General features: G+C 70.0%; 10 protein-coding genes and 2 tRNA genes. 9 read left to right on the plus strand and 3 right to left on the minus strand.

All coding sequences use genetic code 11. The features are described from left to right. Nucleotide 1: 1 nt before the first annotated feature. The 5 genes from gyrA to ABZ904_RS13530 all read left to right on the plus strand — a co-directional run bounded on the left by gyrA (nt 2) and on the right by ABZ904_RS13530 (nt 5,625). Nucleotides 2-2,596: a DNA gyrase subunit A gene (gene gyrA / locus ABZ904_RS13510; protein ID WP_359390479.1), complete on the plus strand. Its 2,595-nt coding sequence runs from the start codon at nt 2-4 to the stop codon at nt 2,594-2,596. An 18-nt stretch (nt 2,597-2,614) separates the two neighbouring features. Further along, nucleotides 2,615-3,349: a DUF3566 domain-containing protein gene (locus ABZ904_RS13515; protein ID WP_359390476.1), complete on the plus strand. Its 735-nt coding sequence runs from the start codon at nt 2,615-2,617 to the stop codon at nt 3,347-3,349. Nucleotides 3,350-3,655: 306 nt separating this feature from the next. Next, nucleotides 3,656-3,732: transfer RNA gene (locus tag ABZ904_RS13520), tRNA-Ile, on the plus strand. Nucleotides 3,733-4,068: 336 nt separating this feature from the next. After that, the gene (locus ABZ904_RS13525; RefSeq protein ID WP_359390474.1) at nt 4,069-4,422 is read left to right on the plus strand and encodes a VOC family protein; all 354 of its coding nucleotides are present in this window, start codon (nt 4,069-4,071) and stop codon (nt 4,420-4,422) included. A 576-nt stretch (nt 4,423-4,998) separates the two neighbouring features. Then, complete coding sequence (locus ABZ904_RS13530; protein WP_361823090.1) at nt 4,999-5,625, plus strand: hypothetical protein; 627 nt, start codon at nt 4,999-5,001, stop codon at nt 5,623-5,625. Nucleotides 5,626-6,039: 414 nt separating this feature from the next. On the opposite strand, the gene ABZ904_RS13535 is transcribed toward ABZ904_RS13530, so the two are convergent. Further along, nucleotides 6,040-6,462, minus strand: coding sequence for a DUF6344 domain-containing protein (locus ABZ904_RS13535; RefSeq protein ID WP_361823093.1), 423 nt, complete (start codon nt 6,460-6,462; stop codon nt 6,040-6,042). 336 nt (nt 6,463-6,798) lie between these two features. Here ABZ904_RS13535 and ABZ904_RS13540 point away from each other — a divergent pair, with 336 nt between their 5' ends. After that, nucleotides 6,799-6,927 (plus strand): DLW-39 family protein, encoded by a 129-nt coding sequence (locus tag ABZ904_RS13540; protein WP_003999697.1) that lies wholly within the window; start codon nt 6,799-6,801, stop codon nt 6,925-6,927. 189 nt (nt 6,928-7,116) lie between these two features. Continuing rightward, nucleotides 7,117-8,601: a hypothetical protein gene (locus tag ABZ904_RS13545; protein WP_360991020.1), complete on the plus strand. Its 1,485-nt coding sequence runs from the start codon at nt 7,117-7,119 to the stop codon at nt 8,599-8,601. Nucleotides 8,602-8,608: 7 nt separating this feature from the next. Here ABZ904_RS13545 and ABZ904_RS13550 read toward each other — a convergent pair whose 3' ends face one another. Then, entirely contained in the window at nt 8,609-10,363 is a 1,755-nt protein-coding gene (locus ABZ904_RS13550) for a protein kinase (RefSeq protein WP_361823096.1), read from the minus strand. Nucleotides 10,364-10,449: 86 nt separating this feature from the next. Beyond that, complete coding sequence (locus ABZ904_RS13555; protein WP_359390457.1) at nt 10,450-10,998, minus strand: DNA-binding protein; 549 nt, start codon at nt 10,996-10,998, stop codon at nt 10,450-10,452. 181 nt (nt 10,999-11,179) lie between these two features. On the opposite strand from ABZ904_RS13555, the gene ABZ904_RS13560 reads away from it, so the two are divergent. Next, nucleotides 11,180-11,252 (plus strand) — tRNA-Ala (locus ABZ904_RS13560). Between the two features lie 951 nt (nt 11,253-12,203). Further along, on the plus strand, nt 12,204-12,419 hold the full coding sequence (locus tag ABZ904_RS13565; RefSeq protein ID WP_359390454.1) for an acyl-CoA carboxylase subunit epsilon: 216 nt from the start codon (nt 12,204-12,206) through the stop codon (nt 12,417-12,419). The last annotated feature ends 102 nt before the right edge of the window (nt 12,420-12,521 follow it).

Genomic DNA, 12,521 nt, shown 5'->3' on the forward strand with positions numbered 1-12,521 from the left:
AATGGCCGACGAGAACACTCCCGTGACGCCTGAAGAGGCCGGCGACACCACTGTGCGCATCGAGCCCGTCGGGCTCGAGACGGAGATGCAGCGCTCGTACCTCGACTACGCGATGTCCGTCATCGTCTCGCGTGCGCTGCCCGACGTGCGGGACGGTCTGAAGCCCGTGCACCGCCGCGTCCTGTACGCGATGTACGACGGCGGCTACCGGCCCGAGCGCGGCTTCTACAAGTGCGCCCGCGTCGTCGGCGACGTGATGGGCAACTACCACCCGCACGGCGACTCCTCCATCTACGACGCCCTGGTGCGTCTCGCGCAGCCGTGGTCGATGCGGATGCCGCTGGTGGACTCCAACGGCAACTTCGGCTCCCCGGGCAACGACCCCGCGGCCGCCATGCGGTACACCGAGTGCAAGATGGCGCCGCTGTCCATGGAGATGGTCCGGGACATCGACGAGGAGACCGTCGACTTCACGGACAACTACGACGGCCGCTCCCAGGAGCCGACCGTCCTGCCGTCCCGTTTCCCGAACCTGCTGATCAACGGCTCGGCCGGTATCGCGGTCGGCATGGCGACCAACATCCCGCCGCACAACCTCCGCGAGGTCGCGGCCGGCGCCCAGTGGTACCTGGAGAACCCGGAGGCCTCGCACGAGGAGCTGCTCGACGCCCTCGTCGAGCGCATCAAGGGCCCCGACTTCCCGACGGGTGCCCTCGTGGTGGGCCGCAAGGGCATCGAGGAGGCCTACCGCACCGGCCGCGGCTCGATCACCATGCGCGCGGTCGTCGAGGTCGAGGAGATCCAGAACCGCCAGTGCCTGGTGGTCACCGAGCTGCCGTACCAGGTCAACCCCGACAACCTCGCGCAGAAGATCGCCGACCTGGTGAAGGACGGCAAGATCGGCGGCATCGCGGACGTCCGCGACGAGACGTCGTCGCGCACCGGCCAGCGCCTGGTCATCGTCCTCAAGAGGGACGCGGTCGCCAAGGTCGTCCTGAACAACCTCTACAAGCACACCGACCTGCAGACGAACTTCGGCGCCAACATGCTGGCGCTCGTCGACGGCGTGCCGCGCACCCTGTCCCTGGACGCGTTCATCCGCCACTGGGTGACGCACCAGATCGAGGTCGTCGTCCGCCGTACGCGCTTCCGGCTGCGCAAGGCCGAGGAGCGTGCGCACATCCTGCGCGGTCTGCTGAAGGCCCTGGACGCCATCGACGAGGTCATCGCGCTGATCCGGCGCAGCGACACCGTCGAGATCGCGCGGGACGGCCTGATGCGCCTCCTGGAGATCGACGAGATCCAGGCGAACGCCATCCTCGAGATGCAGCTGCGCCGACTCGCGGCCCTGGAGCGTCGGAAGATCGTCCAGGAGCACGACGAGCTGCAGGCGAAGATCCAGGAGTACAACGAGATCCTGGCCTCGCCCGTCCGCCAGCGCGGCATCATCAGCGAGGAACTCGCCGCGATCGTCGAGAAGTACAGCGACGAACGCCGCAGCCAGCTGGTGCCCTTCGACGGCGACATGTCCATCGAGGACCTCATCGCCGAGGAGGACATCGTCGTCACGGTGACCCGCGGCGGCTACATCAAGCGCACCAAGACCGACGACTACCGGGCCCAGAAGCGCGGCGGCAAGGGCGTGCGCGGCACGAAGCTGAAGGAAGACGACATCGTCGACCACTTCTTCGTGTCCACGACGCACCACTGGCTGCTGTTCTTCACCAACAAGGGCCGCGTCTACCGCGCGAAGGCCTATGAGCTGCCGGACGCCGGCCGGGACGCGCGCGGTCAGCACGTCGCGAACCTGCTCGCCTTCCAGCCGGACGAGTCGATCGCCGAGATCCTGGCCATCCGCGACTACGAGGCCGCGCCCTACCTGGTGCTCGCCACCAAGGGTGGTCTGGTCAAGAAGACGCCTCTGAAGGATTACGATTCGCCGCGTTCCGGCGGTGTCATCGCGATCAATCTCCGGGAGACGGCGGACGGATCCGACGACGAACTGATCGGGGCCGAGCTCGTTTCGCCGGACGACGATCTGCTTCTGATCAGCAAGAAGGCACAGTCGATCCGGTTCACGGCGACCGACGAGTCCCTGCGCCCGATGGGCCGCGCCACCTCGGGCGTCAAGGGCATGAGTTTCCGTGGGGGCGACGAGCTTCTCTCGATGAATGTTGTTCGACCCGGTACGTTCGTGTTCACTGCCACAGACGGCGGGTACGCGAAGCGGACCGCTGTCGACGAGTACCGCGTCCAGGGTCGCGGTGGCCTCGGTATCAAGGCCGCCAAGATCGTCGAGGACCGCGGCTCGCTCGTCGGCGCGCTGGTGGTCGAGGAGACCGACGAGATCCTCGCCATCACGCTGTCGGGCGGTGTGATTCGTACGCGAGTCAACGAGGTCAGGGAGACGGGCCGTGACACCATGGGCGTCCAACTGATCAATCTGGGCAAGCGCGATGCCGTGGTCGGTATCGCACGTAACGCCGAGGCGGGGCGCGAGGCGGAGGAAGTCGACGGCGGCGAGGCCGTGGACGAGATCGCCGAGGATGCCGCGATCACCGGCACGGACGAGGGCGAAGCGCCCTCGGCCGAGTAGCACGAGGAGTGAGTCAGCGTGAGCGGAGCCACCGGCCCCGGATCGACCGGTGCGGAAACGGACGGCGGCCGTGGCTCCGCCGCGGAATCGACCTACTCCCATGAGTCTCATGGATCCCAGGGGGGAACTGTGACGGACACCCGAGGCCCGCAGACCCAGCAGCCGGCTGGAGCGGGCCCGGCCGCTCCCGGCGCCACACCGCCCGCGCCGGCGGTGCCGCCGACCGCTGCGCCGGGGGCCACCGCGCCGCCCGCGTCTCCCCTGCCCGGGGAGCGCCGGACCCAGCAGCAGGCGGGGCCCTACCACCCGCCGCAGGCCTATCAGGCACAGCCGCCGACGGGCGCCATGCGCCGGCCGCGCACGGGCGCGAGCACCACTCCGCGTACCCGCAAGGCGCGTCTGAGGGTGGCGAAGGCCGATCCGTGGTCCGTGATGAAGGTCAGCTTCCTGCTCTCCATCGCGCTCGGCATCTGCACCATCGTGGCAGCGACGGTGCTGTGGATGGTCATGAACGCGATGGGCGTCTTCTCGACGGTCGGCGGCACGATCTCGGAGGCCACCGGCTCGACCGAGTCGAACGGTTTCGATCTGCAGTCGTTCCTGTCCCTGCCGCACGTCCTGATGTTCACTGCGATCATCGCGGTCATCGACGTCGTCCTGGCGACCGCCCTCGCCACACTGGGCGCGTTCATCTACAACGTTTCCGCGGGCTTCGTGGGCGGTGTCGAGCTGACGCTGGCGGAAGACGAGTAGGCGCCTTCCGGAACGCCCGCGGCGTCAACGGCCGCACGCGCGTTTCCTACCGGACGTTCGCCGCACCGCTACGGGCGCCCGTGCCGGCGCCCGGCCGTCGATCCACCACATCGGCGGCCTCGGCGGTGAGAGCGCATCCCGGACGGGATGCGCTCTTCTGTTTCCGGTCGGGGCCACCGTGCGGGCGGCCCCGGCTGAGCCCTGGGAGGCGGGCGGAGCGGGGCCCAGGTATCGATTTTGGGACTTCCCACCTCGTGCGCTAATCTTCAGGGGTCAGCGCGCGGGACACACACCGCAAAGCGCGGCGGGGCTATAGCTCAGTTGGTTAGAGCGCATCCCTGATAAGGATGAGGCCACAGGTTCAAATCCTGTTAGCCCCACCAGCGGAAAGACCCCCAACCGACTGTGGTTGGGGGTCTTTGACATCTACGGCTGACATCAGCCGATGAGCGGACCTTCCCGAAGCTCAGCGAGCATCGCGACCGCGTCCCGTGATCTGGTGGACGGCCCGCTTGACGAGCCGATCGAAGATTCGGGAGAACCCAACGGATCGATCATGCCGCCGTGCTCGAAGGAGAAGATCAGACCCCGGCTGCGCTCCGCTCTGCCGGCCAGCCTTCCCGGCTCCGCTCGGGGCGCCGGTCAGCCCCTGCGTGGCTTCCCTCCAAGCGTTTCAAGCGCCTGTTTTTCGAAGCCCCCGGTACGCCTAGACTCGGCAGATGACCTTGGAATGGGAACAGGTAATTGTTCACTCGGTGGATCCGGTGGCCCTGGGGCAGTGGTGGGCCGAGGCTCTTGGTTGGGTTGTGGTCCACTCCTCCGATGACGAGTTCGAGATCCGCCCGGAGCCGGATCGCCTGCCAGGGTTGGACTTCGTCCGGCTTGATGAGAGCAAGAAGGTCAAGAGCCGGCTGCATCTCGACTTCAGGCCCGATGACCAGGACGCCGAGGTGGCTCGCCTCGAGGCTCATGGCGCGAAGCGTGTCGACATCGGCCAGGGCGACCAGTCGTGGGTTGTCATGGCAGACCCCGAAGGCAACGAGTTCTGTGTCCTGGGCCAACGGCGTCAGTGAGAACCCCTGAGAGCCCGCGTGTCCAGCCTGGCGGGCTCATTGCCAGGTCAGAAGCCCGGTAGACCATCAGCGTCTACCGGGCTTCCGCATATGAGGGCCTGCGGAGATCCACCCGATCGCCGCCCGGTGGCGTGCGGTACCCCAGGGGGTGGCGTAGGCAGGCTCCATGGGCGAAGAGGCTGAGAAGGTCTATCACCCCGGGGAGATCGTTCCCGCCCCCGGAATGTACGAATGCGACTGTGGGCAGCGCCACAAGTACCACACCGGCGTGCGCGAGCGCTTTCCGTCGTTGGCCGAGGGGTGCAGGGGCAGCGGATGGCAGCTGAAAGCCATTGGGCAACCCAACCCCTGACCTCGCGGGAGGAGCGGGCTTCCGGGCGGATCCACACCCACGCGGCCGCGGACTACACGGGCCAGGTCCTCCGCGCCCGAGGGCGGGAAGCCGGGCACCGTGCCGCGGCCGCCGAGACGCCGGCCGCGGGCGGTGCCGGCCGCGTGAGCCACACCGGAGATCCTCAGGAGAGGTGTCGCTGGAGTCGGCGTCCACAGCGGAATCACAGCGGTGGGGTGGGACGGATGAGACTGCGGCCCACCGCGGCCTGGGCAGGGGTGACGGTGGCGGCGCTGATGGTGACGGCCGCGTGCGGTACGGAGGGCGCGAAGACGGCCGCCAAGGCCGTCGACAACGCCGACATGACCGTGGCGGCGCTGGCGCGGGCGACCGATCGGACCGAGGACGTCGGGTCCGCCCAGGTTGGGAGGACGACCGAGAGGTCGGGGTCCGGCCCGATCAGCCTGGACGGCACGTACTCCTGGGGCCATGGCCTCGCGTTCGACGTCATGATGGACACCAAGGCCGTGCGGGCGCCCGGGGACCGGCCCGCCGCCCCCAAGACCCACACGGTGTTCGTGGACGGCGCCTACTACTACGACATCGGCCCGCGGCCTTCCGGCCCGCTCAAGGGCAAGGAGTGGATGAAGATCGACGCGTCGGCGGTGTTCGGCGACAAGGGCGCCCAGGCGTTCCAGGGGAACTCCGCCGCGGGCAACCCCCGCGTTCGATCACCATGGACATCTGGGTCGTGCCAAGGACTTCCCGGTCCGGATGAAGCAGCGGTTCGGCAGTGTGACGGTGACGATGGACTTCGAGAAGTTCGGCGCCACGGCCGCGATCAAGGCCCCGCCCGCCGCACAGACCGGTGATGTCACCGAGCAGCTGAAGAAGGCCGTCGCGCAGCAGCAGAGCATCAAGCAGGGCCGGACAAGGCGATGAAGGGCGGCCACAGGTTCACATCCTGTTGGCCCCACCAGCGAATAGACCCCCGATCCAGCAGGATCGGGGGGTTTTGCATCTACGGCTGACATCGACCGAAGATTGCGTCTCCGTGACCGCGTGGCCATGAGCGATGGCCGTAGGTGCGATGCCGCCGTGAACAGCACGGGCACGCCCTTGTCGGCCATGGCGGGTTCTCGCAGGGAGGGTCGTGGTCAAGGCTGTCCGGAGACGGCCGCAAGGCCCGGCACCTGGGAGTGGGTGCCGGGCAGCCTGCCTGAGGCGTACGCAATTCGCCTGTGGGCCCACGATGCGCCGTGGGCGGTGGTGGGGCGGGGAGAGGGTCAGTGCGCGAGGTGCGCGGGAAGCTCGGCGGAGGCCACGAGGGGGTCGAAGCGGGACTCCAGGGCCGACCGGGCGAGGGGGATGGCCGGGCTGGTGTCCGTGAGCGGGCGGTGGCGGCAGGACGGGGAGGAGCCGTGGGCCTCGGCCCTGATGCGTTGCTTCATCGTGGGGGGTAGTGACCGTTTGTGAGACCAGCCGTCGGTGGACTGTCTTGGCAGCATCTCGTCGGTGTCGGTGTCGGTGTCGGTGCCGGTGCCGGTGCCGGTGCCGGTGCTGTCGCAGTTGCCGTTGCTGTTGCGCTCCGGCTGGGCCTGGGGTACGGCCGCGGCGGCGGTCCTGGTGGTCAGTCCGAGCGCGGTGCACAGTGCCAGGAAGGCGGTGACGATGGCGGTCCACAGCTTCATGACCTTGTTCCCGGTCATGTCCCCTCACTTTCGGGTCGGGCGATTTGCGTACTTTCCTCATGATGTGTAAGGAGGTCGCGAAGTGGTGGACCGACAGCCGTGGCGCGTCGTTCTTCGGATGAACACCACCCGGATGGGCGCAAGACGTCCGTAAAGTTCGGGAAAGGCGGGGACGGCAGCGAACATCACGGTCTGCGACATATGGTCACGTGGAGGCAGGGACCGTGTGGGTACGCCGTACTGCGGTACCCCGGGCCCGAGTTGAGGACCGACTCAGGTCGCCGACCGATATCGGTCGGTGTGTATAGTCGGGCGCCAGAGGTCCCCTACGTCAAGGAAAGACGAGGTCGCGCGGTGAAGAAGCTTCTCCTGGTCGCACTGGCCGCCATCGGCGGGCTCCTCGTGTACCGCCAGATCCAGGCGGATCGCGCCGAGCAGGATCTGTGGACGGAGGCGACTGACTCCGTGCCCACGGGTTCGTGAGGTCCGACAGACAACAGATTCGGAGCAGGCCCCGACCGCCGGAGCGGTCGGGGCTTTGTGTTGTGAAGAGGTGAGGCGCCGGATCGCGAGCGGATCGTTTCGGCCGGTCCTGCGCAAGGTGCGGGTGCCGCCGTGGCCCGCGGGGCAGGATGGGCGGCGGTTCGGGCGGCTACGGCGAGGGGGCGCGTGATGGGGTGGCGCACGGGTGCGGTACGCGGGGCGCGCGCGTACGGGCGGCCACCGGCGCGGGCGGCGGTGACCCTGTGCGCCACGGCGCTCGCACTGACGACTCCGGCGCTTTTGGTGCATGCCGCTCCGGTCTCCGCGACCGCGGACGGAACCCGGACCCCGTACGCCTTCGCCCGTGACGCCCGGACGGTCGTGGGCGCCGACGGCACCACGGACGCGCAACGGCTGGATCCGGGGCGGACGTACAGGAGCACCCTGCCCGCCGCCGGCAAGCGCTACTACCGCCTGGAACTCGACTCCTCGGCCGACGCCTATGTCTCCGCGACGGCGGTCCCCGGGGCGGGAGCACAGGTCTCCTCCTCCGACGGTCTCAAGCTGTCCGTCCAGGACGCCGACGGCACCACCTGCTCCACCGGGACCGCGCACTTCGGCCCCACCCAGAGCCCGCACCCGATCACCGCCTCGGCCTCGCGCGAGACCGGTCCCGGTACGTACGGATGCAGGGGAGCGGGCGTCTACTACGTCGTGATCGAACGGCGCGGTGTGACCCCGACCGCGCCCTCGTCCGGTGACTGGGACCTGGAGCTCGACTACGTCTTTGAGCCCGCCCTGCGGCAGCCCGGTGCGACGACCCCGCCCGGAGGCTGGAACTCCGCGCCGCCCGAGGCCGTTTTCGGGGACGCCACGCGGCGTGCGGGCGGCGCCGGATTCGTCGGTGCGAGCGCCGTGGGCCAGGGCGTCTGGCAGGACGCGTTCCGGCCCGGGCAGACCCTCTTCTACAAGGTGCCCGTCGACTGGGGGCAGCAGCTCTCCGCCACCGCCGAGCTGGGCAGCTCCACCGGGGGCGACGGCTATGTCGGCACCGCGGTCGCCATGTCCCTGTACAACCCCGTGCGGGCCCATGTCGACGACGCCGACGCCGGTTACAGCGGCGCCCAGACCTCGGCCGCGCTCGACCCGTCCGCGCCCGTCGACTATGCGAACCGCCACGCCGTCGGCGACCGTACGGGCGCGATGCGGTTCGCGGGCTGGTACTACCTCGTCGTGCACCTCGCGGCGTCCGTGACGGACAGGTTCGGGGACGGCCCGTTCGGACTGACACTGCGCGTGCGGGTGAGCGGGACGCCGAAGTCCGGGCCGGTGTACGCAGGGACGTCCGCACCCCGCGATGTGTTCACGGTGACGGCGGCGGACCGGGAGGAAGCGGCGGCAGGGGCGTCCGAGGGGGCCGGTCCGGGCGGCGGTGCCACCGGTTCCGGCGGGCCGGGCGGTTCCACGGGATCCGGCGAACCCAAAGGGGGTGCGGCGGCAGGCTCCGGCGGACCGGTCCGGAGCGGCGCCGGGGACGGTGGAAAGGACGAGAGCTCCGGGACGATGAGGCTGGTGGCGATGGGCGGGATCGGCACCGGCAGCGCCCTGGTCCTGTGGCTCGCGCTGTGGACGGTGGTCGCCCGGTGGCGGGCGCGCGGCCGGTGGGCCGGGTGACCGACGCTCAGATGCGCGTCAAGGCCCAGAACCCCACCGCGAAGCAGACGAGCGCGAGCAACAGAACCGGTATGGCGATCTTCGCCTGCGGGCCCGGGCGCCGGACGGCCGGTTTTCCGCCGCGCCGTGCGATCTCCTGCGGCCGCGTGACGGCGTGCGGGGACTGGACGGCATACGCGTAGGCGGGCCGGCGCAGCACCGGGGCCGCGGAAGGGCCGGAGGGCACATGCGTGGGCTCGGGGCGCGCTGCGTGGACCGGAGCCGGCGCCGGCGGCTGCTCTGGTGGGCGCGGCACCGTCCGGAGCGCCTCTCGCGGCAGCGGAGGCGGTAGATGGAAGCTCCCGGTGTCCGACATCGTCGGGGGCCGCTGGGACGGCGTCGGATCGACCGTGGGGCGGGGTGGTGCAGCCAGGTGTGCGGCCTCGGGGGGCACGGCGGGGGATGGGGGCGAACCGGGCTGTGCGGCGGAGGAAGGGGTCCCGGGAGCCGTCGACGGTGCGGGGGTGCCGGCGGACGCAGCCGGTGCGGACGTACTGGTGCCGGGTTGTGCGGTCGCGGCGCTGCTGGTGCCGGGTTGTGCGGTCGCGGCGCTGCTGGTGCCGGCGGCTGTGGTCAGGCCGTTGTGGGGAGCGACGGATGACAACGTGCCGGTGCCGGGAGGCGGCGGCGTGGACGGGCCGGTTCGGGGGCCTTCGGCCGCGGATGTGCCGAACCCTGTGGACGCGGCGGCGGACATACCGGTGCCGGAGGCGCTGGGCGCGGTGGTCGGCCGCGGCGGTATCGCGCCGGACATGAGCCGCGCGGGGCCGCTGCCCGTCCCGGGGGCTGTGGGCGGCCGGGGCGTGGCGGAGCCGTTCACGTCGGCGGACCCGCTCTCCTCCGTCCGCGGTCCGTCGGGCCCGAATCCCTTCGGCAGCGGCCCGAGTTGGTCGAAGATCTCGACCTGCTCGTCGTCCGGGCCGGGTTCGGGCAGCAGCTCCGCGGCGGCGGCCAGGGCCTTGCGTGCTCCCGTGGCGGTACGGAACCGGGCGGCGGGGTCCGGCTGCAACAGCGTCGCCACGACCTCCCACAGGGGCGCGGGGACACCGCGGGGCGCTCCCGGTGTGCCGTGTGCCATGAAGTGCTCGATCAGCGCCCTGGTGTCCGGCTTGGCGCCCTCCAGCAGATACAGCGCGACCAGACCGACGCCGAACAGGTCGGCCGTGAAGTCCGGGTCGGCGCCCATCATTTGCTCGGGTGCGAGATAGCCCGGCGTACCCACCACATAGTCGGTCTCCGTCAGCCGAGGCTCGCCCAGGCGCATGGCGATGCCGAAGTCGGACAGCCGCAGCCGGGGCCGGGCGGTGCCGGTGGCTTCGAGAAGTACGTTGGCGGGCTTGATGTCCCGGTGCACCACTTTCTCCGCGTGCACGGCGGCCAGTCCGGACAGCAGCTGGTCCAGCAGGGTGCAGACAAGGGCCGGGGGCAGCGGGCCGTAGTCCCCGACGAGGTGGACCAGCGAGCCTCCGGCGACGAGATCCATGGTGAACAGGACCTTGTCGTCGTCCGCGGCCCAGCTGGCGGGAGCGAGCACATGGGGATGGTCGATACGCAGCGCCTGCTCGCGCACGAACCGCAACAGCGCATGGGCGTCGCTCTGCTGCAGGACCTTGGCGGCCACATAGCGGCGCCGGCGTTGGTCCCAGGCGCGCCAGACCGCACCGACTCCCCCGCGCCCGATGGGATCGACCAGCTCGTACCGTCCGGCGAAGACCTCACCCATGGTCGTGCGTCGTGCCCCCTTCCGGACGGTGGTCAGGACTCCCGCGCACCCCCCGGCGCGAGAGTCCCCGGCAGTGCAGGTGTCGCTCAGTTCTGGTGGGACTGGTAGTGCGCGACCGCGTCGGAGGTGCGGCCGGCGCCGTACACCCGGAGGAACTCTGCCAGTTCCGGGTGGGTCGGTGCGAGGGTCTCAGCGGCCTCGATGATGTCCCCGGCCGCCGCCACCGAGCGCAGCAGCGACTGAATCTCGCGGACCACGCGCTTGACCGTGGGCACGCCCGAACTGTTCGTCGTCTGTGTCGTGTTGTTGAGCACGGAACCCCCCTGTGACTTCTTGATCTCGTCCATCCGCTCGGTCGCCTCGGCGGCGCTCACGGTGCCGTCGGCGACCTGCCCCGCCAGGTCCCGAAGCAGCTGCACCCGCTGGACCACCGCGGGATTGCCGATCTTGGCGCGCTGACCGCTCATCAGCTGTGACAGCATCGGCGCGGACAGCCCCAGCACGCCGGCGAGACGCGCCTGGTTGAGCCCGAGATCGTCGATGAGCTTACGGAAGAGCGCCCCCAACGGCTCTCCGTACCAGTTCCGCTGCAGCTCCCGCGCTCTTGCGGTGGCTTCCTGCTGTGCGGCGTCCATTGCGTCTCCCCATCGCTTCCCCAAGTACCGCGGTTCGCTGTCGCGAACCACGACGAGCATCTTACGGAGAGTGGTTGTCCACGGGGAGCCCCATCTTTTTGTGAGATACGGGGGGTGACCCGGTACGCTGGTCCGCAGCGCCCGCCGGTCTCAGTTCGTACCGGTCGGACGCGCCTCCTCCGGGGCCTTAGCTCAGTTGGTAGAGCGCTGTCTTTGCATGGCAGATGTCAGGGGTTCGACTCCCCTAGGCTCCACACCTCGGACCGGCCAGACGCCCCTCGCGGCGGCTGGCCGGTTCTGTTGTGAGGGGTGAGTCGCGCCACACCTGCGGATTTGCATTCATTGCATTTCTTTGCGCAAACACCTGCAAGGGGCACGGGTTCAGCGGCCCCTGCCCGGGTGGCGACTCCGGCTGCTTGGCGGCATGAGCTGATATAAACCGACTTATCCCCGCGTGATGCCCAAAGGTGGGTGAGTGGAGAGGTGCGCTCGGTGAGGGGAGTCTCCACGGAACTTGCACAGATGGTGCGTTGCAAACGTCATGGAACGGGGAAGGCGTAAACGCTCCGATGGGGACTCCACGGTTCGTTCCGATGTTCGGCGACCGGCGACCGGCGACCGGCGACCGGCGACCGGCGACCGGCGACCGGCGACCGGCGACCGGCGACCGGCGACCGGCGACCGGCGACCGGCGCCCCGCACTCGGTGCCCGGCGCCCCGCGCGTCCGGTCCCCACACCCCTGAGTACTGGTGTGGGTCCAGCCGCGCCCCGGCTCGGAGGGCCGGCAGACCCATTTGGCGGACCATCAGGCCATCTGCGGATCCGTTGGCGACGAACGCCGGCGGCAGGTCCTGGGCGGCGCGGCTGACCAGCGCGGTAGCGCCGAATGCCGCGCCCACCAGGGTCGGCGGGGTGCCGGGCGGCGGCGCCGTGACGTGCTCGGATCGGCTCCGCGGGGCAAGCGTCGGGCGTCAGAAAAGCTGCACGCTTTGTCCGGGTATGTAACGCTTTTTAGCATTCCGTAGGAGAGTCTTCCCGGACCCTTCCGGGGTTCCCCCCCGGCGCCGACCAGGGGCACGGCGGGGGTCTCGCGCCGCGGCGCGAAGCTGCCGAACGCCTACTGCACGCACAGCACCGCAGCAAGCCGCGATCCACATCCTGCGGAGACCACCCCCACGGGGACCACCACTGGATGGGACGATCCATGACCTCTGCCTCCGAAGACCTCCTCGACGTCCTCCGTATAGAAAAGGGCCATGCCGAGCCCGAGGAAGTGGCCGCCATCACGGCCGTCCTGCTGGCTCGTGCCGCGGCCCGGTCGTCCACGTGGGCCGCAGCCCACAGGGGGCGGAGCAAAGCCGGCTGGCGCCGCCCGGAGCGCTCCTATGGATTCTCGGCACCCCATAGTTGGCGGAGTTGAGGCCGCCGCGAAGCCGAGTGCCCCACGGTGGCGTTTCACGTGAAACGCCACCGTGGGGGCGGAGGACCCAAAGGCGGCGGCCCCCCGGGGCGGGTTGGCCCC

It is taken from the genome of Streptomyces sp. NPDC046900 (assembly GCF_040644975.1).
In the GTDB taxonomy this organism is placed as follows: Bacteria; Actinomycetota; Actinomycetes; order Streptomycetales; family Streptomycetaceae; genus Streptomyces.